18 protein-coding genes are annotated in these 25,806 nt (G+C 65.5%); 6 read left to right on the forward strand and 12 right to left on the reverse strand.

Annotated elements, in window-relative coordinates:
• Positions 1 to 59: 59 nt before the first annotated feature.
• On the forward strand, positions 60 to 1,637 hold the full coding sequence (gene guaA, locus ACQ4OD_RS02345; RefSeq protein ID WP_011535447.1) for a glutamine-hydrolyzing GMP synthase: 1,578 nt from the start codon (positions 60 to 62) through the stop codon (positions 1,635 to 1,637).
• A 180-nt stretch (positions 1,638 to 1,817) separates the two neighbouring features.
• Here the strand turns inward: guaA and ACQ4OD_RS02350 are convergent, their stop codons facing one another.
• On the reverse strand, positions 1,818 to 4,109 hold the full coding sequence (locus ACQ4OD_RS02350) for an autotransporter outer membrane beta-barrel domain-containing protein (protein WP_430943820.1): 2,292 nt from the start codon (positions 4,107 to 4,109) through the stop codon (positions 1,818 to 1,820).
• A gap of 209 nt (positions 4,110 to 4,318) precedes the next feature.
• Entirely contained in the window at positions 4,319 to 5,113 is a 795-nt protein-coding gene (locus ACQ4OD_RS02355) for an alpha/beta hydrolase (protein ID WP_305955882.1), read from the reverse strand.
• A 207-nt stretch (positions 5,114 to 5,320) separates the two neighbouring features.
• Between ACQ4OD_RS02355 and ACQ4OD_RS02360 the strand changes: the two genes are divergently transcribed.
• Complete coding sequence (locus ACQ4OD_RS02360) at positions 5,321 to 6,703, forward strand: multicopper oxidase family protein (protein WP_430943821.1); 1,383 nt, start codon at positions 5,321 to 5,323, stop codon at positions 6,701 to 6,703.
• Positions 6,703 to 7,182 carry a tRNA adenosine(34) deaminase TadA gene (gene tadA, locus ACQ4OD_RS02365; RefSeq protein WP_046854335.1) on the forward strand — a complete coding sequence of 160 codons (480 nt, stop codon included), beginning with the start codon at positions 6,703 to 6,705 and terminating at the stop codon, positions 7,180 to 7,182. The genes ACQ4OD_RS02360 and tadA overlap by 1 nt, the downstream gene beginning before the upstream one ends.
• A 104-nt stretch (positions 7,183 to 7,286) precedes the next feature.
• Here tadA and mltF read toward each other — a convergent pair whose 3' ends face one another.
• Complete coding sequence (gene mltF, locus ACQ4OD_RS02370) at positions 7,287 to 8,744, reverse strand: membrane-bound lytic murein transglycosylase MltF (protein ID WP_110699821.1); 1,458 nt, start codon at positions 8,742 to 8,744, stop codon at positions 7,287 to 7,289.
• Positions 8,745 to 9,069: 325 nt separating this feature from the next.
• Between mltF and purL the strand changes: the two genes are divergently transcribed.
• Together purL and ACQ4OD_RS02380 are read left to right on the forward strand one after the other, a co-directional pair.
• Entirely contained in the window at positions 9,070 to 12,969 is a 3,900-nt protein-coding gene (gene purL / locus ACQ4OD_RS02375) for a phosphoribosylformylglycinamidine synthase (protein ID WP_198754445.1), read from the forward strand.
• A gap of 3 nt (positions 12,970 to 12,972) precedes the next feature.
• A complete protein-coding gene (locus ACQ4OD_RS02380) occupies positions 12,973 to 13,284 on the forward strand; it encodes an NIF3 1 (protein WP_023632229.1) in 312 nt (103 codons plus the stop codon).
• A gap of 54 nt (positions 13,285 to 13,338) precedes the next feature.
• Here ACQ4OD_RS02380 and nagE read toward each other — a convergent pair whose 3' ends face one another.
• The 8 genes from nagE to tatA all read right to left on the reverse strand — a co-directional run bounded on the left by nagE (position 13,339) and on the right by tatA (position 22,495).
• Entirely contained in the window at positions 13,339 to 15,000 is a 1,662-nt protein-coding gene (gene nagE / locus ACQ4OD_RS02385) for an N-acetylglucosamine-specific PTS transporter subunit IIBC (RefSeq protein ID WP_258701359.1), read from the reverse strand.
• A gap of 12 nt (positions 15,001 to 15,012) precedes the next feature.
• Positions 15,013 to 17,556, reverse strand: a complete 2,544-nt coding sequence (ptsP, locus tag ACQ4OD_RS02390) for a phosphoenolpyruvate--protein phosphotransferase (RefSeq protein WP_258701360.1) — start codon at positions 17,554 to 17,556, stop codon at positions 15,013 to 15,015.
• 18 nt (positions 17,557 to 17,574) lie between these two features.
• Positions 17,575 to 18,597 carry an SIS domain-containing protein gene (locus ACQ4OD_RS02395; RefSeq protein WP_430943822.1) on the reverse strand — a complete coding sequence of 341 codons (1,023 nt, stop codon included), beginning with the start codon at positions 18,595 to 18,597 and terminating at the stop codon, positions 17,575 to 17,577.
• The gene (gene nagA / locus ACQ4OD_RS02400) at positions 18,594 to 19,682 is read right to left on the reverse strand and encodes an N-acetylglucosamine-6-phosphate deacetylase (RefSeq protein ID WP_198754449.1); all 1,089 of its coding nucleotides are present in this window, start codon (positions 19,680 to 19,682) and stop codon (positions 18,594 to 18,596) included. Before nagA ends, ACQ4OD_RS02395 begins: the two co-directional genes overlap by 4 nt.
• Positions 19,683 to 19,693: 11 nt before the next feature.
• Complete coding sequence (locus ACQ4OD_RS02405; protein ID WP_038706720.1) at positions 19,694 to 20,425, reverse strand: GntR family transcriptional regulator; 732 nt, start codon at positions 20,423 to 20,425, stop codon at positions 19,694 to 19,696.
• A gap of 830 nt (positions 20,426 to 21,255) precedes the next feature.
• A complete protein-coding gene (gene tatC / locus ACQ4OD_RS02410; protein ID WP_430943823.1) occupies positions 21,256 to 21,990 on the reverse strand; it encodes a twin-arginine translocase subunit TatC in 735 nt (244 codons plus the stop codon).
• The gene (tatB, locus tag ACQ4OD_RS02415; RefSeq protein ID WP_046854344.1) at positions 21,990 to 22,277 is read right to left on the reverse strand and encodes a Sec-independent protein translocase protein TatB; all 288 of its coding nucleotides are present in this window, start codon (positions 22,275 to 22,277) and stop codon (positions 21,990 to 21,992) included. The genes tatC and tatB overlap by 1 nt, the downstream gene beginning before the upstream one ends.
• Positions 22,277 to 22,495 (reverse strand): twin-arginine translocase TatA/TatE family subunit, encoded by a 219-nt coding sequence (tatA, locus tag ACQ4OD_RS02420; RefSeq protein ID WP_046854345.1) that lies wholly within the window; start codon positions 22,493 to 22,495, stop codon positions 22,277 to 22,279. Before tatA ends, tatB begins: the two co-directional genes overlap by 1 nt.
• A gap of 136 nt (positions 22,496 to 22,631) precedes the next feature.
• Between tatA and gspK the strand changes: the two genes are divergently transcribed.
• Positions 22,632 to 23,597, forward strand: a complete 966-nt coding sequence (gspK, locus tag ACQ4OD_RS02425; protein WP_430943824.1) for a type II secretion system minor pseudopilin GspK — start codon at positions 22,632 to 22,634, stop codon at positions 23,595 to 23,597.
• Between the two features lie 72 nt (positions 23,598 to 23,669).
• Here gspK and ACQ4OD_RS02430 read toward each other — a convergent pair whose 3' ends face one another.
• Positions 23,670 to 25,715, reverse strand: coding sequence for a PhoX family protein (locus ACQ4OD_RS02430; protein WP_430943825.1), 2,046 nt, complete (start codon positions 25,713 to 25,715; stop codon positions 23,670 to 23,672).
• Positions 25,716 to 25,806 lie beyond the last annotated feature (91 nt).

Below are 25,806 nucleotides of genomic sequence, written 5' to 3' on the forward strand. Positions count from 1 at the left end.
AACGGGGCTGTCATACACAGCCCCGCGTCGTTTCCGATTTCCACTGACGAGATTGAGTCATGGCCCTCGACATTCACGCTCACCGCATCCTGATCCTCGATTTCGGTTCCCAGTACACCCAGCTGATTGCCCGCCGCGTGCGCGAGATCGGTGTGTATTGCGAGCTGCACCCGTTCGACATGGACGATGAAGCGATCCGCGAATTCAACCCGCGCGGCATCATCCTGGCCGGTGGCCCCGAGTCGGTCCACGAAGCCAACAGCCCACGCGCGCCGCAGGCCGTGTTCGACCTGAAAGTACCCGTGCTGGGCATCTGCTACGGCATGCAGACCATGGCCGAGCAGATGGGCGGCAAGGTCGAAGGTTCCGACCTGCGCGAGTTCGGTTACGCCCGCGTCGACGTGGTCGGCAAGAGCCGCCTGCTCGACGGCATCGAAGACCATGTCGACGATGACGGCGTGCTGGGCCTGGACGTGTGGATGAGCCACGGCGACAAGGTCACCCAGATGCCAGGCAACTTCAGCGTGCTGGCCAGCACTCCGAGCTGCCCGATCGCCGGCATGTACGACGATGCCCTGGGCTACTACGGCGTGCAGTTCCACCCGGAAGTGACCCACACCAAGCAAGGCGGTCGCATCCTGTCGCGCTTCGTCCAGGACATCTGCGGCTGTGAAGCCCTGTGGACTGCCTCGAACATCGTCGAGGACGCCATCGCCCAGGTCCGTGCACAGGTCGGTTCGGCCAACGTCCTGCTGGGCCTGTCCGGCGGCGTCGACAGCTCGGTTGTTGCCGCGCTGCTGCATCGCGCCATCGGCGACCAGCTGACCTGCGTGTTCGTCGACAACGGCCTGCTGCGCCTGCACGAAGGCGACCAGGTGATGGCCATGTTCAAGGAGAACATGGGCGTCAAGGTGATCCGCGCCGATGCCGAGAAGCAGTTCCTCGACAATCTGGAAGGCGAAGCCGACCCGGAGAAGAAGCGCAAGATCATCGGCCGCACCTTCATCGACGTGTTCGATGCCGAGGCCAGCAAGCTGGAGAACATCCAGTTCCTCGCCCAGGGCACCATCTACCCCGACGTGATCGAGTCGGCCGGCGCCAAGAGCGGCAAGGCCCACGTGATCAAGTCGCACCACAACGTCGGCGGCCTGCCGGAGGAAATGAACCTCAAGCTGGTCGAGCCACTGCGTGAGCTGTTCAAGGACGAAGTGCGCAAGATCGGCCTGGAACTGGGCCTGCCGTACGACATGGTCTACCGCCACCCGTTCCCGGGCCCGGGCCTGGGTGTGCGCATCCTCGGTGAAGTGAAGAAGGAATATGCCGACATCCTGCGTCGCGCCGACCACATCTTCATCGAAGAGCTGCGCAAGGCCGACTGGTACCACAAGACCAGCCAGGCGTTCGTGGTGTTCCAGCCGGTCAAGTCGGTCGGCGTCGTCGGTGACGGCCGTCGCTACGCCTGGGTCGTGGCCCTGCGTGCCGTCGAGACCGTGGACTTCATGACCGCGCGCTGGGCGCACCTGCCGTACGAACTGCTGGAAACCGTCAGCGGCCGTATCATCAACGAAATCGACGGCATCTCCCGCGTCACCTACGACGTGTCGAGCAAGCCGCCGGCCACTATCGAGTGGGAATGATCTTGCGTCCGGCGTAGACCGGAAGCGAGTGGCAGGAAACACCCCAAAAGCCCGCATAACTGCGGGCTTTTGGCATTCAGTCGGGCAGGTGAAATAGCCAGACGCTTATGGGCTTCACCCTCAGCCCCAAACAACAAAACCCGCCAATGCGGGTTTTGTTGTTTGACGCGCAGACGTTGGTCAGAAGTCGTAACGCACGTTGGCAGTGAAGGTGTCGGCGTTGAAACCACTGCTAGCCAGGTAGTTGTACATCCCTCCCACGCTCCAGGCGCCTGCCCGGTAGTTGGCACCCAGTCCCAGCTCGTAGTTGTCGCGCGCGGGGGTGGCGCCTTGGGTGGTGAAGGGGGTACCGCCGAGCACGAAGGTCGAGGTGGTGCTGGCCTTGTCACCGATGAAATCGTGCCAGGCCATGAGCTTGGCTTCCGGCTCCAGGCTGCCCACGCCGACGTCAAAAGCGGCCGCCAGACGGGCGCCCAGGCCCATTTCGCCAATTTCATAGCGCTGGCTGCCAACGTTGAGGGCGGCTGAGCTGCCTTTCTCATGGTACGAATCAATCGAAACCTTGGCATAACGCGCACCGACCTGTGGCTCCAGCAGCCAATGCTTGTCTAGCCGGAACGTGTAGCCTGCAAGTGCTTTGACGCCGAAGATTGCACTGTCGTAATCGGCCTTGGCGCGGGTACCGGCGATGTAGCGTCTGGACTCGTTGTCGTTCCAGCCATAGGTCAGCGAGGTGTCGACAAAGAAGTTGTCACGGGCCCAGTTGCCGTACAGCGTCAGTGCATGGCCGCTGACGTCGGTCTTGTTGCCAAGGTCCGACTTGACGTCGCTGGTCAGGTAGCTGTACGCCAGGCCCACGGTGGTATTGGGGTTGAGCTTGCCGTCGGCACCCAAGGCGATGCCTTGGGTGTTGGCGTCAAAGCCGCCGATACCGTGGCGGCTATCCTGGTTGGCATCGCTGGACAGCGCTTGCAGCCATACCCCTTGTTCTGCCAGGACGTCGCCCGACGACAGGCCGCTGCGTGCTTTGCTGGCGCGGTGCTCGATGGCACCTGCGACCAGGTTTTGGCTGTTGGTGGCGGCGTTGATGACCCCACGGCTGACGTCCGGGGCCAAGGTTTCGGCCAGTTTCGCCAGATCTTCGGGGTTGCCGGCGTTGGCAAAATGCTGGAATACCGGGTCGCTTTCGTCCATCTGGCCCAGGACTGTGTTCTTGAGCGGCTGGATGGCGTTCACCGCATTGCGCGAACCATGGGCGCCCAGCAGGTCTTGCGTTACTGCCTCATCACTGCGGGTCGCAACCGTTGCTTTTACATCCTGGCCTTCAATGCCAAAGCTTTTCACTTCAAGCAGCGCCGAGGACGAAACCACGGAGAGGTTCTGTGGATCTTCCCACGTGCCGGAATTGATGAGGGTGTAGCGGTTGCCCTGGGCCGAGGTGCGGAAATCGTCGGAGCGAGCCTGCAGTTCGACCTGGCTGCCTGGAGAGAAGTAGGTATCGCCGGTGACTGTCAGGATCGGCGTGTTGGGCAGTGTGTTGTTATCCAGCAGCAGGCGCAAGCGAGCAGTTTCGCTATCCAGGTCGAGGTTGCCGACAATCGTGGTCTGTGGGCGAAGCAGCGTCAGGCGGCCACCGTCGATATCGACGTAACCGGCACGGATGGTCGAGCCGTCGAATTGTGCATCCCCTTGCACCAGTACCCCACTCAGGCCCAGCAGGTCACCCTTGACCTGGCCACCCTCCCAGTAGAAATAAGAAGGGGAGGAATGGTCATCCGCCAGAATTGCCGCGGTGCCGCCTTCGATCAGGCCACCGGTCTGCCTGATGGAGAAGATGCTGAAGCCGGCGGAGGGGTCGAGGTTGACCAAGTGGATACCGACGCCCTCGGCGGAGATAGTCCCGCTGTTGTTGATATCACTCTTGAAAGGGTCGCCTGTGTTTTTACCGGTGAAGCTGGCGTTTTCTATCTCGATACCTGCAGAGCCGACGCCGCTGGCAGTGATGGTGCCCGAGTTATTGATGCGAGCCTGGGTCGAGGTGATCATCATGCCATTGGCATCTTCGCCTGTTACCCTGATGTTGCCGTTGTTGCTGACTTCACCGGCGATTTTCGCCAGATACAGGTCCAGCCCCATAGCAGTGGTGCCGCTCACCGTTATATCGCCCTGATTGACCAGACTGCCAGCGACGGTGGAGTTGAGGGTCATGGAGATGCCGGACGGGACGTCACTGGGTGTTGCGGCCGTCAGGTTGATCTTGCCCTGATTGATCAAGCTGCCCGCCAGCGTCACATTGGTCAGCGTCACACCTGCGTTTTGTGACGTTCCGGTAAAGGTGGCGTTATTGAAACCACCGCCGGAGCTGATGTATGCCCCTGTGCCCAGGTCGTGGTTGAGGTCGGGTGCGGCATGGACTGTGGCAGCCGTGACGGACAGCGCCAACAACGAGCGGCGCAGGTGGGAGATGTTCAAAACCGTATCCTTACAGGGTAGAAACTGACAGGGGCAACGCGCGCGTCAGCGTCTGTTTTCGGCATCCCTGTCAGCTTGTCAGTGAAGTGCTGTTTCAAGCGCGCCGAATCTACACGATGCGGGTGAGGATATTCATCATGAAAACAACTAATGGCGAAAAAAATAAATGCGCCGTTTCAGTTGTTTTCCCAAGCCGTGGCCGTCCTGGTTCAAGGATGTTCATGTGCCAATGGAGTCTTGGCCCATCGGCTCCATGCTGCTTCCCAGCCACTGTCGTGGCTCGCTTCAGGGACATGAATACACTGGGATAATGGTGAGCCAAGTGCCTGTTGATACCTGGCAGCCAAATCACTCGGAATGATCGAGTCAGCGTCTCCAATGAAATGACGCTGAGGTAACAAGGAGAGTCGATCTCGGTAGTCCAGCGGTTCCAAGGATCCGTGGAGTGGCGACAGTCCTTTCATCGTCGCCCACATACGCGGGCTAAGGTTGCCGGCCAGGGTTTGCACCTGGGTAATATCATTGCGCTGCGCCGCTAACAATAATGCCAGTGCGGCGCCACCCGAATATCCCACGAGTTCGAATTCACTGTTGCCATATCGTTGTTTCAGTTGGTCTAGCGCCTGGTTGAGGCGGTCGATCACTTCCTGGGCGTAGCGTCGATGGGTCCAGAGTGCGGTCTGACACGCTGCAGCCATGACGAACTGGCAGGGACGCGCGAGATACACGTTCGGCGTCGGATCGTTGACCGCCAGCCGTGGCACCAACAGATTGTGCGGGCTCGGATCCAGGCTGGGTTGAGTGGCCGTCGACCAGGAATGCCCATCGCCTTCCAGGTAGACACGCAGGCGAGTCATTTTTTCTGCGGTGCGCGGCGCAAGGATGATGAGAGGGAAGTCTTGTCCCGACAGGACCTCCCATTGTCGGCCGTGTTCTTGAGCCAGTTGTTGCAGTGCCTCGCGCGGCGATTGGCAGGCGATGAGAAGTGCGCTGATTATCAGCACACACGCCATAGGGAAGCTGGTCACTGTCCGACGACTGGGAAAATCTCTACTTATCATATGTGCAGTGTACGATCACGTCGCTTCGGCAACCTACAGCCCTGCGACAAGACTTCACTTAATCTTTCGCAAATGCAGGTGTATCGTATTCGCCCTTCATCGTCGGCCCTGCCGGCAGGCTGATCGCGCAGAAACGAGGTACCCGCACCAATGTCCTTTACCCGTCGACAAATGCTCAAGGGCCTGACCGGCCTTGTGGTGGTAGGCCTGGGCGCCGGTGGCGCGGCGCGTTACTGGCTGGGCAAGGTCGAGGACGACAACGCCGGGCACGACTACGAGCTGATCGCCGCACCGCTGGACGTCGAGCTGGTGCCGGGGTTCAAGACCGAGGCCTGGGCCTTCGGCCCGTCGGCGCCGGGGACCGAGCTGCGGGTGCGCCAGGGTACCTGGTTGCGGGTGCGCTTCATCAACCATCTACCCGTCGAGACCACCATCCACTGGCACGGCATCCGCCTGCCGCTGGAAATGGACGGCGTGCCGTACGTGTCGCAATTGCCGGTCAAGCCCGGCGAATATTTCGACTACAAGTTCCGTGTACCGGATGCCGGCAGCTACTGGTACCACCCCCACGTGAGCAGCTCCGAGGAACTGGGGCGCGGGCTGGTTGGCCCGCTGATCGTCGAAGAGCGCGAACCGACCGGTTTCAAGCACGAACGCACGCTGAGCCTGAAGAACTGGCACGTGGACGAGCAGGGCGCCTGGCTGCCGTTCAGCATCCCCCGCGAGGCGGCGCGCAACGGCACGGCCGGGCGGTTGATCACCATCAATGGCCAGGCCGAGTCGGTTACGGAGCTGCCGGCGGGGCAGGTGGTGCGGGTGCGCTTGCTGAACCTGGACAACACCTGGACCTACCGCCTGAACCTCAAAGGCAACTGCGAGGCGATGATCTACGCCCTCGATGGCAACCCGATCACCCCGCGCCCGCTGGACGAGGAGTACTGGCTTGGCCCCGGCATGCGCATCTGCCTGGCGATCCGCATTCCCGAGGCGGGCGAGGAGGTCTCGTTGCGTGACGGCTTCGTGCGCCTGGGGACCTTGCGCTCGGTGGCCAGCAGCGACGCTCCCGGTGACTGGCCCAAGGCGCTGCCGCCGAACCCGGTTGCCGAGCCGGACCTGGAGAATGCCGAGAAGCTCAACTTCAATTTCGAATGGGTCGGCAAGGTTTCGGTGAACACCGAGAGCGGCAAACCGCCGAGTCTGTGGCAGATCAACGGCCAGGCCTGGGACATCACCGACAAGACCTGTGCCGACCGGCCGATCGCCACGCTGCAGAAGGGCAAGAGCTATATCCTCGAGCTGAAGAACATGACCCAGTACCAGCACCCGATCCACCTGCACGGCATGAGTTTCAAGGTGATCGCCTCCAATCGGCGCAAGATCGTCGAGCCGTGGTTCACCGATACCTACCTGCTGGGCAAGAACGAGCGGGCGCAGGTGGCGCTGGTGGCGGATAACCCAGGCACCTGGATGTTCCATTGCCATGTCATCGACCACATGGAAACCGGCCTGATGGCCGCGATCGCGGTGGTTTGATGCGCCCGCAGATCATCGATCGCAGCCGCGATCAGGAATTCATGCGCCTGGCCCTGGAACTGGCGGCCCAGGGCGCGGCCCTGGGCGAGGTGCCGGTGGGCGCGGTGCTGGTGCAGCACGGCCAGGTGCTCGGCCAGGGCTTCAACCGGCCGATCCTCGACAGCGACCCCAGCGCCCATGCCGAGATGGTGGCGATCCGCGCTGCGGCCAAGTCCGCCAGCAACTACCGCCTGCCGGGCAGCACCCTGTACGTGACACTGGAACCGTGCAGCATGTGCGCGGGGCTGATCGTCCATTCGCGGGTGGCGCGGGTGGTCTACGGCGCGCTGGAGCCCAAGGCAGGGATCGTGCAGAGCCAGGGGCAGTTCTTCACCCAGGGTTTTCTCAACCATCGGGTGATGTACGAGGGGGGAGTGCTGGCCGAGGAATGCGGCGCGATCCTCAGCGAGTTTTTCAAGGCTCGGCGGGCCAAGGGCTAACCCGCGCCGGCCTCATCGCTGGCAAGCCAGCTCCCACAGGATGGCGCTCGGCTTTAGAAGGGCGATTGGGGGAGCTGGCTTGCCGGTGAAGTGGCCTTGAAGACTCACATCGGCGCCGCTTGCTCCGCTGGCTTGTCCTTGTTCACCGCCGGCACATGCAGGTTGCCCTCGGCCACCTGGCCTTCGAGCTGCGGCTGCGTGACCCAGGTGAGGATGTCGTAGTAACGACGGATGTTGGCGACGAAATGCACCGGCTCGCCGCCCCGGGCATAACCGTACTTGGTCTTGCTGTACCACTGCTTCTGCGACAGGCGCGGCAGCATCTTCTTCACGTCCAGCCACTTGTTCGGGTTCAGGCCTTCGCGCCTGGCCAGGGTGCGGGCGTCTTCGAGGTGGCCGCTGCCAACGTTGTAGGCCGCCAGGGCGAACCAGGTGCGGTCCGGCTCCTTGATGCTGTCGTCGAGCTGGTCCTTGACCAGCATGAAGTACTTGGCGCCGCCCTGGATGCTCTGCCGGGGGTCCAGGCGGTTGGACACGCCCATGGCCTGGGCGGTGCGCTGGGTCAGCATCATCAGGCCGCGCACACCGGTCTTGGAGGTGACTTCCGGCTGCCACATCGATTCCTGGTAGCCGATCGCGGCCAGCAGCCGCCAGTCCACCTGTTCGACCTTGGAGCTGGTCTTGAAGTGTTTCTCGTACTTGGGCAGGCGTTGCTGCAGGTGCTGGGCGAAGGTGTAGGCACCGACGTAGCCCAGCACATCGACATGGCCGTAGTAACGGTCCTTCAGGCGTTGAAGCGTGCCGTTCTTCTGCGACTTGTCGAGAAACTCGTTGATCTCGTTGAGCAGGCTGTTGTCTTCGCCGGCGGCCACCGCCCAGCGCTGGTCACGGGTGTCGCCCAGGTCGAAGGCCACGCGCACGTTGGGGAAGTAGACCTGGTTCATGGCCAGTTCGTTGGAGTCGACCAGGGTCAGGTCGATCTGGCCTTCGTCGACCATGCGCAGCAGGTCGACCACTTCGACGGCGTCGGATTCTTCGTATTCCAGCCCCGGATTCTGCTTTTTCAGCTCGGCCAGCTGGTCGGCGTGGCTGCTGCCCTTGAGCACCATGATCTTTTTGCCCACCAGGCCCTTGGCATTGGTGGGGCGCGAGCGGCCGTTGCGGTAGATGACTTGCGGGGTCACCTCGAGATACGGGTGGGAGAACTTCGCCTGGCTGGCGCGGCGCTCGCTGCTGACCAGGCCGGCGGCGGCCAGTACCGGGCCGGAGGGCTTGCCCAGTTGGTCGAACAATTGGTCGAGGTTGTCGGCGGTCTCGATCTCGAGCTTCACCCCCAGGTCGTCGGCGAAGCGCTTGACCAGTTCGTACTCGAAACCGGTTTCGCCGTTGCGGTCCTGGAAGTAGGTCGCCGGGCTGTTGCGGGTAATCACGCGCAATACGCCATCCTCCTTGACGCGCTCGAGGGTGCTGGGTTTTTCAACGCAGGCACCGAGCATCAGGAAGAGTCCGGTTGCGAAGAGCCATTTGGCGCAACGCTGGCGCAAAGCAGTGTGGGCGAACATAGGGTGCAGTATACGCAAAGGACTGCCGGCGCCATATCTCGACAATGGTTGGCAGGTCTGCTAGCACGTCACTGTGCCTGCGACAGGGCGGAGCAGGTCGTGGGAGCGGGCTTGCCCCGCGATTCGCCCGCTCAGGCAGTCTCTTTGCCGGTAGGTGTCATCGCGGGGCAAGCCCGCTCCCACGATGAAATACCCGCGATTTTTTTGACCCGCAAGTCCGGTTCCACCGCCCGGCAGCATTGGCTTAGAGCGGGTGCCGAAAGCCTGCGAATTAGGCTAGAATGCACGGCCTCTAAGCACACCCCTTCCTGAGGCTGTCCCGACGATGTTGATCCTGCGCGGCGCTCCTGCCCTTTCTGCCTTTCGCCACGGTAAATTACTCGAGCAACTGAGCCAGAAAGTCCCCGCTGTTACTGGTTTGTATGCCGAATTCGCCCACTTCGCCGACGTCGACGGCGAGCTGACCGCCGACCAGCAGCAGGTGCTGGGCCGTCTGCTCAAGTACGGCCCGAGCGTGCCGGTACAGGAGCCGAGCGGCCGCCTGTTCCTGGTCGTGCCGCGCCTGGGCACCATCTCGCCCTGGGCATCCAAGGCCAGCGACATCGCCCACAACTGCGGCCTGCAGTCGATCCAGCGCCTGGAGCGCGGCATCGCCTACTACGTCGCCGGCAACATCAATGACGCCGACGCCCAGGCCATCGCCGCCGAGCTGCACGACCGCATGACCCAGCGCGTGCTGGGCAAGCTGGAAGACGCCGCCGACCTGTTCAGCCACGCCCAGCCCAAGCCGATGACCTCGGTCGACATCCTGGCCGGTGGCCGCGCCGCCCTGGCCCAGGCCAACATCGACCTGGGCCTGGCCCTGGCCGAAGACGAGATCGACTACCTGGTCGCCGCCTTCCAGAACCTTGCGCGCAACCCGAACGACATCGAACTGATGATGTTCGCCCAGGCCAACTCCGAGCACTGCCGCCACAAGATCTTCAACGCCAGCTGGGACATCGACGGCCAGGCGCAAGAGAAGAGCCTGTTCGGCATGATCAAGAACACCTACCAGATGCACAACGAAGGCGTGCTGTCGGCCTACAAGGACAACGCCTCGGTGATCGTCGGTTCGGTGGCCGGGCGCTTCTTCCCGAACCCTGAGACCCGCCAGTACGGCGCGGTGCAGGAGCCGGTGCACATCCTGATGAAGGTCGAGACGCACAACCACCCGACCGCCATCGCCCCGTTCTCCGGCGCCTCCACCGGCTCCGGCGGCGAAATCCGCGACGAAGGCGCCACCGGCCGTGGTGCCAAGCCCAAGGCCGGCCTGACCGGTTTCACCGTCTCCAACCTGCGCATCCCCGGTTTCGAGCAGCCTTGGGAAAAGCCGTACGGCAAGCCCGAGCGCATCGTCGACGCCCTCGACATCATGATCGAAGGCCCGCTGGGCGGCGCCGCGTTCAACAACGAATTCGGTCGCCCGGCCCTGACCGGCTACTTCCGTACCTTCGAGCAGGGCATCAACACCCCGCACGGCGAGGAAGTCCGTGGCTACCACAAGCCGATCATGCTGGCCGGCGGCATGGGCAACATCCGTGAAGACCACGTGCAGAAGGGCGAGATCACCGTCGGCGCCAAGCTGATCGTGCTTGGCGGCCCGGCCATGCTGATCGGCCTGGGTGGCGGCGCCGCTTCGTCGGTTGCCACCGGCGCCAGCTCCGCCGACCTGGACTTCGCCTCGGTGCAGCGCGAGAACCCGGAAATGGAGCGTCGTTGCCAGGAGGTCATCGACCGCTGCTGGCAGCTGGGTGACAAGAACCCCATCGCCTTTATCCACGACGTCGGCGCTGGTGGCATTTCCAACGCCTTCCCCGAGCTGGTCAACGACGGTGGCCGTGGTGGTCGCTTCGAGCTGCGCAACGTGCCCAACGACGAGCCGGGCATGGCCCCGCACGAAATCTGGTCCAACGAATCGCAGGAGCGCTACGTGCTGGCGGTCAGCGCCGAGGACTTCGAGCGCTTCCAGGCCATCTGCGAGCGCGAGCGTTGCCCGTTCGCAGTGGTCGGCGAGGCCACCGAAGAGCAACACCTGACCGTTACCGACAGCCACTTCGACAACACCCCGGTGGACATGCCGCTGGACGTGCTGCTGGGCAAGCCGCCGCGCATGCACCGTTCGGTCACTCGCGAAGCGGAGCTGGGCGATGAGTTCGACCCGAGCACGCTGGACCTGACCGACTCGGTCGAGCGCGTGCTGCGTCACCCGGCCGTGGCCAGCAAGAGCTTCCTGATCACCATCGGCGACCGCACCATCACCGGCCTCGTGGCCCGCGACCAGATGGTCGGCCCGTGGCAGGTACCGGTGGCCGACTGCGCCGTCACCGCCACCAGCTTCGACGTCTACACCGGCGAAGCCATGGCCATGGGCGAGCGTACCCCGCTGGCCCTGCTCGATGCCCCGGCGTCCGGGCGCATGGCAATTGGCGAAACCCTGACCAACCTGGCTGCCTCGCGCATCGAGAAGCTGTCCGACATCAAACTGTCGGCCAACTGGATGTCCGCCGCCGGCCACCCGGGCGAAGACGCCCGCCTGTACGACACCGTCAAGGCCGTCGGCATGGAGCTGTGCCCGGAACTGGGCATCACCATCCCGGTCGGTAAAGACTCGATGTCGATGAAGACCCAGTGGAGCGAAGCGGGCGAGCAGAAGAGCGTTACCTCGCCGATGTCGCTGATCATCACCGGCTTCGCCCCGGTCACCGACATCCGCAAGACCCTGACCCCGCAGCTGCGCATGGACAAGGGCGAGACCGACCTGATCCTGATCGACCTGGGCCGCGGCAAGAACCGCATGGGCGCCTCGATCCTGGCGCAGACCCACGGCAAGCTGGCCGCCCAGGCGCCGGATGTCGACGACGCCGAGGACCTCAAGGCGTTCTTCGCGGTGATCCAGGGCCTGAACGAAGACGGCCACCTGCTGGCCTACCACGACCGTTCCGACGGCGGCCTGCTGACCACCGTGCTGGAGATGGCCTTCGCCGGCCACTGCGGCCTGGATGTGGAGCTGGGCACCCTGACCAGCAAGCGCGAGAAAGTTGCGGCCATCCTCTTCAACGAAGAGCTGGGCGCGGTGATCCAGGTCCGTCAGGACGCCACGCCGGATGTGCTGGCGCAGTTCAGCGCCGCAGGCCTGGGCGAGGATTGCGTCGCGGTGATCGGCCAGCCGATCAACAACGGTGAAGTGCTGATCAAGTTCGAAGGCGAAGAGCTGTTCAAGGGCGACCGTCGCCTGCTGCAGCGCCAGTGGGCCGAGACCAGCTACCAGGTCCAGCGCCTGCGCGACAACGCCGACTGCGCTGACCAGGAGTTCGACGCGCTGCTCGAGGAAGACAACCCAGGCCTGTCGGTCAAGCTCGGCTACGACGTCAACGAAGACATCGCCGCGCCGTACATCAAGAAAGGCGTGCGCCCGCAAGTGGCGATCCTGCGCGAGCAGGGCGTCAATGGCCAGGTCGAGATGGCCGCGGCCTTCGACCGCGCCGGCTTCGCCGCCGTCGACGTGCACATGAGCGACATCCTGTCTGGTCGTGTCGATTTCGAAGCGTTCAAGGGCTTGGTGGCCTGCGGCGGCTTCTCCTACGGCGACGTGCTCGGTGCCGGTGAGGGCTGGGCCAAGTCTGCACTGTTCAACGCCCGTGCCCGCGATGCCTTCCAGGCCTTCTTCGAGCGTACCGACAGCTTCGCCCTGGGCGTGTGCAACGGTTGCCAGATGATGTCCAACCTGCACGAGCTGATCCCGGGCACCGAGTACTGGCCGCACTTCGTGCGCAACCGCTCGGAGCAGTTCGAAGCCCGTGTGGCCATGGTCGAGGTGCAGAAGTCCAACTCGATCTTCCTGCAGGGCATGGCTGGTTCGCGCATGCCGATCGCCATCGCCCACGGTGAAGGCCATGCCGAGTTCGCCAGCGAAGAGGCACTGCTGGAAGCCGACCTGTCCGGTTGCGTGGCCTTGCGCTACGTCGACAACCACGGCAAGGTCACCGAAGCCTACCCGGCCAACCCGAACGGCTCGCCGCGCGGGATCACCGGCCTGACCAGCCGCGACGGCCGAGTGACCATCATGATGCCGCACCCGGAGCGTATGTTCCGCGCCGTGCAGAACTCCTGGCGCCCGGATGAGTGGCAGGAAGACGCAGCCCTGATGCGCATGTTCCGCAACGCGCGGGTGTGGGTGAACTAAGGCGTGTACAAGCTCGCCTTCTTCGTCCCCGACAGCCATGTCGAAGTGGTCAAGGCCGCCGTGTTCGCCGCTGGAGGCGGGCGCATTGGCGACTATGACCACTGCGCCTGGCAGACCCTCGGCCAGGGCCAGTTCCGCCCGTTGCACGGCAGCCAGCCGTACCTCGGGCAGACCGGTCAGGTCGAGGTGGTCGAGGAATGGAAGGTGGAGCTGGTGGTGGCTGATGCGCTGATCGCCCAGGTGGTCGCTGCGCTCAAGCAGAGCCACCCGTATGAAACACCTGCCTATGAGGTCTGGCCGCTGGCCGATTTCTAGGAAAGCGTTGAATCACATCGCGGTGCGCCGATGCGACTTGCCCCGCGATGCTTTTCAGCCTTGCAAGGCGGCGCCCAGCGCAGGCGCCTTGCCACCTACCAGCAGATGCCACACGCCACCAGCCTGCGGACTCACTCCCAGGCATCCCAAGGCGGCCAGGTGATCCTGTGCCACCTTGCTCTCATCCCTGACTTGCACCCGCACCCGGCTCGAGGCCACGCACCGCGCTTCCAGCAGATTGTCGCGCCCGCCCAGGGCCTGCAGCCATTCATCCACGACGACCGCCTCGGTGACCACGGCGGTCTTCTCGGCCACCGGTGCCGTCACCCGCGCATGGGGTAGCTCACCACGGATCTCATCGGCCAGCGCATCAGCCATCGGCCCCACCACCACTTGGAGGCTGCCGCCGCTGCCAGGCCGTACCACCGCCATGGCGCCGAGGGCTTTCAAGGCCTGGTCCTGGGCCAGGCCGCGATCGGCCAGTACCAGACGCAGGCGCGTGGTGCAGGCATCAACGCCTTGCAGGTTGGCGGCGCCGCCCAGTGCGTCGATAAAGCGCCGCGCCCTGGGCGCATCCGCGCCGGCCGCCGCTTCGTTGCCGGGTTGCTCCTCGCGCCCTGGTGTCTTGAGGTCGAAGCGGCGGATACAGAAGTCGAACACGAAGTAGTAGACCACCGCATACAGCAGGCCTACAGGGAACACCAGCCAACCGTTGCTGGAGCGCCCCCAGCCCAGGGCCATGTCGATGGCGCCGCCGGAGAAGGTGAAGCCCAGGCGGATGCCCAGCAGGTCGCAGACCGCCATGGACACTCCGGTGAGCAGCGCGTGGATCAGGTACAGCAGCGGCGCGAGGAACATGAAGGCGAACTCGATCGGCTCGGTCACCCCGGTCAGCGCCGAGGTCAGTGCCATCGACAACAGCACGCCACCGATCAGCTTGCGCCGGGCCGGCAGGGCGTGGCGGTACATGGCCAGGCACGCGGCGGGCAGGCCGAAGATCATCACCGGGAACATGCCGGCCATGAACTGCCCGGCGTTCGGGTCACCGGCGAAGAAGCGCGCCAGGTCGCCGGTCACCACCTGGCCGCTGGCCGCCTGGAAGCTGCCGAAGACGAACCACACCAGGTTGTTGAGGATGTGGTGCAGGCCGGTGATGATCAGCAGGCGGTTGAGCACACCGAAGAAGAACGCGCCGATGCTGCCGCTCTCCAGCATCAGTTGGCCAAGGTCGTTGATGCCATGCTGGATCGGTGGCCAGATCAGTCCGAACAGCAGCCCGAGGAACACCGCCGACACCCCGGTGGCAATCGGCACGAAGCGCCGGCCGCCGAAGAACGCCAGGTAGTCCGGCAGCTGGATGTCCTTGAAGCGGTTGTACAGGCCACCGCCGAGCAGACCGCAGATGATCCCGGCGAGCATGCCCATGTCGATCTTCGCATCGATCACCTTCAGCGTCGCCACCAGCACCAGGTAGCCGATGGCCCCGGCCAGGCCGGCGGTGCCGTTGTTGTCGCGGGCGAAGCCCACGGCGATGCCGACGGCGAAGATCAGCGCCAGGTTGGCGAAGATCGCTTGCCCTGCGTCGTGCACCAGGGCGATGTCGAGCAGGTCGGTGTCGCCCAGGCGCAGCAGCAGGCCGGCGATGGGCAGGATGGCGATGGGCAGCATCAAGGCGCGGCCGAGCCGTTGCAGGCCCTGGATGAAGTGCTGGTACATGGTGCGCTCCGATTATTGTTGTAGGGCCGCGGCGGCGGCCGGTTGGGCGTGGGACTGGGCGGTGAAGTCGCGGCAGGCCTGGCGCACCGCGGCGGCGCTGGACAAGCCCAGCAGGCCTTGGCTGAAGCGGCGGCAGGCGGTGGCATCGAGCTGGCGCACCTGCGCCTTGATCTCGCCGATCTGCGGCGCGCTGACCGACAGCTCGGCCACCCCAAGCCCGACCAGCACCGGCGTGGCCAGCGGGTCGGAGGCCAGCGCGCCGCACACGCCGACCCAGCGCCCGTGCTTCGCCGCGCCCTGGCAGGTCAGCTCGATCAGGCGCAGCAAGGCGGGGTGCAAGGCATCCACCCGCGCAGCCAGGCCGGCGTGGTCGCGGTCCATGGCCAAGGTGTACTGGGACAGATCGTTGGTGCCGATGGAGAAGAAGTCCGCGTGTTCGGCGAGGCGCTCGGCGAGCAGCGCCGCGGCGGGGACTTCGATCATCACCCCCAGCTCGGCGCGTTGCGCGATGCCCAGCTCGCCGGCCAGCCGGTCCAGGCGCTGGCGGATGGCGATCAGCTCGTCGACTTCGGTCACCATCGGCAGCATGATCCGGCAACGCTGTTGCGGGCTGACTTGCAGCAGCGCGCGCAACTGCTGGTCAAGCAACTCCGGGCGCACCTGGCCCAGGCGGATGCCGCGCAGGCCCAGCACCGGGTTGGCCTCGGCCGGCAGGGGCAGGTAGTCGAGCTGCTTGTCGCCGCCTACATCAATGGTACGGATGATCACCGGACGCTCGCCCATGGCATCAAGCACGGCCTGGTAGGCGCTGCGCTGCTCCGTCTCGTCCGGCGCGGTGGGGCGGTCGATGAACAGGAACTCGCTGCGCAGCAGGCCGATGCCGTCGGCACCTTGGGCCAGGGCCTCGGCGGCTTCCTCGGCACTGGCGACATTGGCAGCGACCTCGATCACTTGGCCATCACGGGTGCGGGCGCTCTGCTGGGCGGCGGCCTGCTGGCGCTGGCGGGTTTCGCGGCGCTGTTGCACATGACGCTGCACCTCGGCCAGGCGCTGCGCATCAGCCTCGGTTTCCAGGCGGCCCAAGTCGGCGTCCAGCACCAGCGGCGTGCCGGTGGGCAGTTCCAGCAGCGCTTCGCCTACGGCCACCAGGCACGGCAGGCCGCGGGCGCGGGCAAGGATGGCGACGTGCGAGGTGGCGCCGCCAGCGGCCATGCACAGCCCGGCGACCTCATGGCGGGCGAGTAGCAGCAGGTCGGAGGGCGTCAGTTCATGGGCGACGACAATGGCCGAGGGCGGCAGGCGCAGTTGCCGGGTTTCACCAAGCAAGGCCCGCAGAACACGCTGCTGCAGGTCGTACAGGTCGTTGGCGCGCTCGGCCAGCAACGGGTTGCCCAGGCTACGCAGGATCTGGCATTGGGCATCGATGGCACGGCTCCAGGCATGGCTGGCGGCGACGCCGTTGGCGATATGCTGGCGGGCGTCACCGAGCAGGGCCGGATCGTCGAGCAAGGCCAGGTGTGCCTCGAGGATCGCCGCCGCGTCCTCCTGGCCGCGCGGCAGGTGGCGCCAGTCGCGGTCGATGGCGTGGCGCACTTCGGCCAAGGCCGTGTTCAACGCCTGGTGCTGTGCGGCGGGGTCGTTGTCGCCGTTGTCGGGCGGCAGGCTGACCCCGTCCAGCCGGGCCAGTGGCCCTTGGGCCAGGCCGGGGGCGGCGCAGACACCGGTAAGCATGCCGGGCCCGGCAGCGGGCTTGGCCATGGTGGTGCTGGTTGGCGCATGCGCGGCATGGCGCTCACCTACCGAGGCCGTCTGCACGGCGGCGATCAACGCCTGCAGCGCGGCCTGGCTGTCCGGCCCGGTGCAGATCAGTTCGACTTCGGCACCTTCGCCAACACCCAGGCCCATGACCGCCACCAGGCTGTCGAGGTCGGCCTCGCGCTCGGCGAAGCGCAGCATGGCGCGGCTCTGGAAACCTTGCGCAGTCTGGCGCAGCAAGGCGGCGGGGCGGGCGTGCAGGCCACCGTGATGAGCGACCCGGGCATGACCGCGCGCGCTTTCATGGCTGACCGGCCGGGCATTCGCTTCACGACCCGTGGCGTCGACCTCCAGCAGCGCCGCGCCGAGCTGCGCATTGCCTGCCTCCAGTCGCTTCAGGCCAAAGCCTGGGCCATTGCTGATCAGCATCACCGTAACCAGGCTGACACAGTGCTGCGCCACTTGGTCCATGTCGAAGCGCACCAGCGGCTGGCCTTGGCTGACCTGGTCGCCCAGCGCCACCAACGGCGAGAAACCACAGCCCTGCAGTTGCACGGTGTCGACACCGATATGCAGGAGGATTTCCGCGCCGTTGGTTGCGCGCAGGGTCAGCGCGTGGCCGGTGCGGGCCAGTTGCACCACCTCGCCGGCACACGGGGCGTGCAGCACGTCGTTGAGTGGGTCAATGGCGACGCCGTCACCGAGGGTGGCGCTGCTGAACACCGGGTCCGGCACTTGCTCCAGCGGCACCAGCGGTCCGGCGAGCGGGGCATGGAGGATGATCTTGTTATTGTCGGGCATGCGTTGTTCCTCGCGGCTTCACTGCGTGCAGGTCACTTTGCTCAGGTGGCGCGGCTGGTCGGGGTCGAGGCCACGGGCCTCGGCCAGGGCCGCGGCCATGACGTAGAAGCTCTGGATCGCCAGCAGCGGGTCCAGGGCCGGGTGTTCGGCGCAGCTCAGGGTGAGGTCGCGCCCGGCGATATCGGCCGGCGCCGCCAGCAGCACATGAGCGCCGCGCTGGCGCATGTCGGCGGCCAGTTGCAGCAGGCCGGCCTGCTCGACGCCGCGCGGGGCGAACACCAGCAGCGGGTACTGGGCGTCGATCAGCGCCATGGGGCCGTGGCGCACCTCGGCGCTGCTGAAGGCCTCGGCCTGGATCACCGAGGTTTCCTTGAGCTTGAGCGCCGCTTCCTGGGCGATGGCAAAGCCGGCGCCACGGCCGATCACCATCAGCCGTTCGGCATCGCGCAAGGTGTCGAGGGCCGGGCTCCAGTCCTGGGCGGCGGCTTCACGCAATTGCGCGGGCAGGGCAAGGCCGGCTGCCAGCAGGGCGCGGTCCTGGCACCAATGGGCGACCAGGCGGGCGCTGGCGCTCAGGGTGGCGACGAAGCTCTTGGTCGCCGCCACCGACAGCTCGGGGCCGGCGCCCAGCGGCAGGTGGTGCTGGCAGGCCTGCTCCAGCGGCGAGCCCTCGGCATTGACCAGCGACACGGTGGTCGCGCCGCACTGGTTCAGGCGACGCAGGCTGTCGACCAGGTCCGGGCTCTGCCCCGACTGCGAGAAGCCCAGCGCCACCTGGCCGCGCACCCGCAGCGGCGCCTGCTGCAAGGTCACCACCGACATCGGCAGCGAGGCCACTGGCAGGCCGAGTTGCTGCATGGCGACATAGGCGAAGTAACTGGCGGCGTGATCCGAACTGCCGCGGGCCACGGTCAGCGCCACCTGCGGGTCGAGCCGGCGCAGCTGTTCGCTCAGGGTTTCCAGGCGCGGGTCCAGCGCCTGGTTCTGTCGTTCGACGACATCGGCGCAGCTGCGGGCTTCTTCGAGCATCCTTGAGCTCATGCGGTTTCTCCTTCGACCATCACGGCGGTCAGGTTCAGTTGGCGATCGAGCAGCACCGCGTCGGCCCAGGCGCCCGGTTGCAGGCGGCCACGGTCGGCGATACCGAGGTAATCGGCGGGGTAGCGGGACAGGCGCGCGGAGGCCTCGGCCAGGGGCAGGCCGATCTTCACCAGGTTGCGCAGGGCCTGGTCCATGGTCAGGGTGCTGCCGGCCAGGGTGCCGTCGGGCAGGCGCACGCCGCCCAGGCACTTGGTCACGGTGTGGCTGCCCAGGCGGTATTCGCCGTCGGGCATGCCGGCGGCGGCAGTGGAGTCGGTGACGCAGTACAGGCACGGGATCGCGCGCAGGGCCACCTTGATCGCCCCGGGGTGCACGTGCAGCAGGTCGGGGATCAGCTCGGCGTAGCGGGCGTGGGCCAGGGCCGCGCCGACGATGCCCGGCTCGCGGTGGTGCAGCGGGCTCATGGCGTTGTACAGGTGGGTGAAGCTGCTGGCGCCGGCTTCCAGCGCCGCCACGCCTTCCTCGTAGCTGCCCAGGGTGTGGCCGATCTGCAGGCGGATGCCGCGCTGGCTCAAGGCCTGGATCAGCGGCAGGTGCCCGGCGATTTCCGGGGCGATGGTGATGACCTTGATCGGTGCCAGGGCCAGGTATTCCTCGACCTCGTCGAGTAGCGCCTGGTGGGCGAAGTTCGGCTGTGCGCCGAGCTTGCCGGGATTGATGTACGGGCCTTCCAGATGCACGCCGAGAATGCGCGCGCCCTGGCGCGGTTGCTTGAGGTGCGCGCCCAGTTCGCCCAGCACGCGGGCCAGTTCCTCGCGTGGTGCGGTCATGGTAGTGGCCAGCAGCGAGGTGGTGCCGAAGCGCCGATGGGTGCGGGCGATGGTGGCGAAGGCCTCACCGCCTTGCATGATGTCGCTGCCACCGCCGCCGTGCACATGCAGGTCGATGAAACCGGGCAACAGGTAGGGCAGGTCGTTGGTCAGCGGGTCGCACGGCGTGCCCTCGATCGCCTGTATGCGGCCGTTTTCGAGGTGCAGTTGTCCGCGCACCCAGCCGTCGGGGGTGAGGATGTTGGCGATGTCCATGGGGGCTCCGGTCAGCGTCGCAGTTCGGCGACGAAGTCGTAGTAGTCGTTGCGGCAGTAGGTGTCGGTCAGCTCGATGGCGGTGTTGTCGTCGAGGTAGCCGATGCGGGTCATCAGCAGCATGGCGGTGCCGGGGGCGATGCCCACCTGGGCGGCCAGTTCGTCGCTGGCGTTGATCGCGCGGATATGTTGCAGGGCGCGGACCACCGGGCGGCCGAGTTGGTCGAGGTGCTGGTACAGCGAATCGCCGATGGCCTGCGGGTCGCCGAGCAGGCGGGCGGGCAGGGTGCTGACCTCCACCGCCATGACGATGTCGTCGGCCTTGCGCAGGCGCTTGAGGTGGGCCACCTGGTCGGTGGGCGACAGGCCGAGGCGGATCAGTTCGTCGCTGCTCGGCGTGCCGATGCTGCGCTCCAGCCACTGCGAGCTGGGCACGAAGCCTTTCATGCGCAGCATTTCGCTGAAGCTCGACAGGCGTGACAGGGGTTGTTCGAGGCGTGGCGTGATGAAGGTACCGGAGCCCTGGATGCGCTGGATCAGGCCTTGTTCGAGCAGGACTTCCAGGGCCTTGCGCGCGGTGACCCGGGAGATGTCCAGGGTTTCGCTGAGGGTGCGCTCCGAGGGCAGGGCCTGGTCGGCGGTCCACTGGCCGGCGTGGATGGCCTGCTCCAGGTTGCGTGCCAGCTGCAGGTAGAGCGGGGTGGCGCTGGTGTCGTCGGGGCGCAGGGCGGTTAGAGGACGCATGGGCGGTGTCCGATATTGTTGTGGGATGAAAATTAATACCACTTTAATACCAGGTCAATACCACTGGTCTGGATTGGTGTGTCGATAGGGATGTATGTCGATAGATATTTGGCGCCTATGAGATCGAGCGCCGCCCGCGCGGCGCATCGCGGATGAATCCGCTCCTACATTTGTTGAAACGTGCCGAACCTGTCAGGCCGTGGTTGCCAGCCTTGGCGCAAGGCTTGAGACAGGTGGGGCGGCAGCAATGCCCGCCGAAACATCGCGTCCAGCGCACAAGGCTTACAACCATGGCCTATCAGGCGTGGCCACGTTGCAACAAATGTAGGAGCGGATTCATCCGCGATGCGCCGCGCGGGCGGCGCTCGGTCTCACAGGCGTAGCCCTCCTATCGATGAACGCCCCGTCCCCCCAATCTCCTGTCGGACATTTCCGAACTTGAAACCAAATGCTTCAGCCAGAAATGCGTGGGAACTATCCTACGTGCTTGCCGGAAGCTGCTGCGTTGTCGGGGAAAGACCCCAGGGATAACTTCACCTGGTCGCCAGATTTGGTGACCAGGATGTGAGAATCCTGGAGTACAGGTTTTTCGGCAGTCCCTTCATGGCAGCCGTGCACGGGCAGACTTCGGTCTGACCGGGTTTCTTGTGCCCCGGATTCTCCCCCCGTTCATGGCTGCCACCTTAATCGGGCGTGAGAGTCCGTATAACGAAGATCGCTGCTCTGCCATGGCAGCCGTAGGCGGGCAGGCCTTGCCTGATCGGTTTTCTTCGTGACCGGTTCTCACTCCGAGTACGGCTGCCACCCGACCAAGTAATGGCTCCTGCCTTTTACTCCGCCCGCCGCACCAACCCACACGCCAGCAATCCCACCTCGAACAGCACCCACATCGGCACCGCCAGCATGGTCTGGGAAAACACATCCGGCGGCGTCAGGATCATCCCCACCACGAAGCAGCCGACGATCACATAAGGCCGGCTGCGTCGCAGCGTGGCCACGTCGGTCAGCCCCGCCCAGACCACGATGAAGGTCGCCACCGGGATCTCGAAGGCCAGGCCGAACGCCAAAAACAGCGCCAGGATGAAGTCCAGGTACAGGCCGATGTCGGTCATCATCGCCACCCCGTCCGGGGTTACGCTGGCGAAGAAACCGAACATCATCGGGAACACCAGGAAGAACGCGAACGCCATGCCGCTGTAGAACAGCACGATGCTCGACACCAGCAGGGGCAGGGCGATGCGCCGTTCACGGCGGTACAGCCCCGGGGCGATGAAGCCCCAGGCCTGGTGCAGCAGCAGCGGCATGGCGACGAACAGCGCGCACATCGCCGTCAGCTTGAACGGCGCAAGAAACGGCGAGGTGACGCTGGTGGCGATCATGCTGGCGCCTTCGGGGAGGTAACGGCGCAGCGGTTCGGAAATGTGCGTGTACAGCGTCTGGGCAAAGGGGAACAGCCCGCAGAACACCAGCGCGATCACCAGCAGGCAGCGCACCAGGCGCTTGCGCAGGTCGCGCAGGTGATCGGTCAGTGGCATGCGCGTCGCCTGGTCGAGAGCGAGGGACATCAAGCGCTCTCCTTGGCATGGGCGACTGGTGTCGGGTCATTGGCCGGCGTCGCGTCGAGCTGGATGCCCTGGCGCAGCTCCTGCTCCAGGCGCTGCAACGGCGCGGCATCCAGGGCGGGCATGTCGATCTCCCGTTCCACCTGCGCCTTCAACGCATTCAGTGCCCGACGGGCCTGGCCCAGCCCACGGCCCAGGGTCCGCGCCGCCACCGGCAGGCGCTCGGGGCCGAGCACCAGCAGCGCGACGATGCCCACCAACAGCAGTTCGGTGAAGCCGATCTCGAACATCAGGCCTGACGATCCGTTTGCGTCTGCTGCACCGGCTGATTGTTCAGCACCTGCGGCTGTTGCTCGACAGTGTTGTCGGCAGTGCCGCCCATGGACTTGCGAAAGCCCTGGATCGCCTCGCCGACATCACCGCCCAGCCCCTTGAGACGCTTGGTGCCGAACAGCAGGAAGACGATCAACAGCACGATCACCAATTGCCAGATTCCAATGCCACCCATGTAAGACCACTCCTGTCAGGTCAAAGAAAAAGGAAGGCCAATCCTGCCCTGCGCAGATGACGGGCACATGACTGCCATCTGCCTGCAACAACTGGCGTGTTGACTGGCGCTTTTCAGCGGCCACGGGAAGACAGGGATGGGGCGTAGGCGACAACAGGGCGCGGCACTGCTGATGGTGCTGGTGGTACTGGCGATGCTCGCAGCGGGGCTGGCCTGGCTGGTGGAGGATGGCCGGCGCCAGGTGGACGCGGTGCGGCTGCTGCACCAGCGGGTGCAGGTGCGGGCCATGGAGCAGGCGGGGCTGGCCTACGCCTCCCAGGCCCTGCGTGATCCGGCCTGGCGCGCCAGCCCGCTGTTCTGGCAGGCCCTGCGTGGGCAGCCGCTGGCCTATGATTTTGGTGCCGGCAAGGCACAGTTGCGGGTGATCGACCAGAACAGCTGCTTCAACGTCAACGCCCTGCTGGGGGAGGATGGCCCACGGGCCGAGCGCCAGTTGCGCCAGCTGTTGGGCGATGACATGGCTGCCGAACGGCTGGTCGATGCCCTGGCCGACTGGCTGGATGCCGACAGCGATGCCCGCCTGCAGGGCGCCGAGAGCGCCCAGTACCTGCGCCAGCAACCACCGCGACTGGCGGCCAACCAGCCGATGCTCGACACCAGTGAGCTGAACCTGCTGCTGGAGCCGGACAGTGGTCGGCAAGGCCGCTATCGAATGCTCTGCGCGCTGCCGTCGACCAGCGGCTGGCGGCTCAATGCCAATGCCCTGGGGTTGGAACACCTGCCGTTGCTGGAGGCGATGTACGAAGGACGGTTTTCCCGTTCGATGCTCAGCCGTGTGATCAGTGGCCGCCCGGCGGCCGGGTATGTCGATGCCGCGGCCTTGCGCCAGGCGCTGGGGGCGGTGGATGACGAGACCTTCGCCCGGCTAAGCGAAGGGTTGCTGCTCAACAGCGGCCATTTCGTCCTGCAGCTGTCGTTCGAGGAAGAGGGGCGCACGCTGCGCAGCCAGTTCCAGATCGAGGCGCTGGGCGTGGTGCAATGGCATGCGCGGGTGCCGGCGCAGCAGGTGCGGGTCAGGGGCAGGGAGGCGGTGGCCTGGTAGAAAAAATCGCGGGACAAGTCGCATCGGCGTACCGATGCGACTTGTCCCGCGATTGAGGTGAAAGCTGATCGATCAGACGGTGCCGATCTCCCCGCCATCATTACGCTGGATCACCACCGTCGAAGCCCGTGGCCGCACCGAGGTGCCGGCCGGCGTGACGTCGGTGGCCTTGTCGGTGCTTGGCCAGTTGTCCGGGTGCTGGATGTTGACGAACATGGTCTTGTTGTCCGGGGTGAAGGCAATCCCCGTCACCTCGCAGCCATTCGGCCCGACGAAGAAGCGGCGCAGGTCCACCTGGTTGGTGGCGTTGACCGGGACCTGCTTGCCGTTGGCGTCCACCAGGTCGGTGGGGATCACTGCCAGCACCTGGTCGTTGGTGTAGCTGGTCAGGGTGGCTTCGCCGTTGTCGGTCTCGAACCACAGTACGCCGCGGCTATCGAAGCTCATGCCGTCGGGGCTGGCGAACTGGTTCAGTTCGGTCAGGCCCGAGCGGTTGATGTCTGGCGCACCGGCGGCGTTGGCGCCGAACACGAAGATGTCCCAGGTGAAGGTCTTGTGGTCGTCGCTGTCGTGCCAGCGGATGATGTGGCCGTGGCGGTTCGGCCCGCGCGGGTTGGCCGCGTCGACCTTGGCCGCGGTGCGCGCGCTGTTGTTGGTCAGGGTCAGGTAGACATCGCCGTTGAGCGGGTTGACGGCGGTCCACTCGGGGCGGTCCATGGGCGTGGCGCCCACGGCGTCGGCAGCGCCACGGGTGTTGAGGATGATGCCCGGCAGGTCGCCGAACTGCGCGCCCAGGGTGCTGCCGGCGGTGGTCGGGGTGGTCACGTCGAGCAGCAGCCAGGCGCCGGTGCCGTTGGCATCGAAGCGGGCGACATACAGCTTGCCTTTGTCCATGTACTTGGCGCCGGTGGCCAGGCGGTCGGCCGGATTGGCGTCGGCCGGGTCCCACAGCGCGTCGGAGACGAACTTGTACAGGTATTCGTTGTTGGAGTCGTCGCCGGTGTACCAGACCAGCGGCTTGCCGGCCACCGGCAGGCCCGGGCAGCAGCCTTCGTGGCGGAAGCGGCCCAGGGCGGTGCGCTTCACCGCCAGGGTGTTGTTAGTGTACGGGTCGATCTCGACAATGTAGCCATAGGTGCTGGCTTCGTTGCGGAAGTCGTCGGTGGCGCTGGCGCCGCTGGGGGTGATGTCGAAGCGGGCGAATTCGCCGGCCACTTCGCTGGCATCACCCGCCGCGGTTTCCCACTTGTACTGGCCGCTGCTCGAAGAGACGCCGATGCGCACCTGGTCGGCCGGGCGCACACCCTTGTTGACGAAGATGCCGGGCCAGTTCTCTTCGCAGGTCAGGTAGGTGCCCCACGGGGTGTAGCCGTTGCCGCAGTTGTTGTTGGTGCCGCGGCACTGGGTGCCGGTGGGCGAGAACTTGGTCTTGACGTGGTCGGTGCCGCGCATCGGGCCTGCGATATCCATCAGCGAGACGGTGGTGAAGCGGCGGTTGAGCGGGTCGTTGTCGACCACCTGCCAGCGCCCGGCGACCTTGCTGATGCGCACCACGCCGGCGCCGTGGGCGTTGATCTCCTTGCGCACCTCTTCGACCGGGCGCTTGCCGGCGACGGTGGTGGGGCCGGCCGGGTGCAGGGCGGCGGTGTCGATGTATTCAAAGTTGATCGCCAGCAGGCCATCGCTGGAGCTGCCGTTGATGGGGAAGAAGTGCATGCCGTCGTGGTGCATGCCCATGGCGTTGGCCTGGTCGGTGGAGGTGTTGCTGCCGTCGGCCTTCCATGGGTTGGCGGTGGCGTTCAGCGGCGTGCCCCAAGGGGCCAGCACGTAGGCGCTGTAGCCGGCGGCGACCACGCAGGCGTCGGTGCGCGAGCCGGCGATGGAGTTGAAGCCCAGCTTGAGTTTGGGTTTCTCCGGCTGCGGCGCTGGATCGTCGTGATCCGAGCCGCCGCCGCTGTCGAAGCAACCGGTCAGGCCGGCACCGGCGATCATGGCGATGGCCGCGCCGAGGCTGCCGCGCACCACGGAGCGACGGCTCAGGTAAGTGTCCATGACACTGGCCATCGGCAGGTTGCCGCTCTGGTTGCGGTCCAGGTTATCGCCGGTATCTCGACTCATCAGGGTGTCCTTTTTTTGGCTGAGTTGAAGGAAACCGCGACTGTAGAGGGCAAGTATGATGATTGATTGTCAGATTTGTTAAAGAGCCTTT

The sequence above is a fragment of the Pseudomonas sp. WC1 genome (assembly GCF_050586565.1).
In the GTDB taxonomy this organism is placed as follows: Bacteria; Pseudomonadota; Gammaproteobacteria; order Pseudomonadales; family Pseudomonadaceae; genus Aquipseudomonas.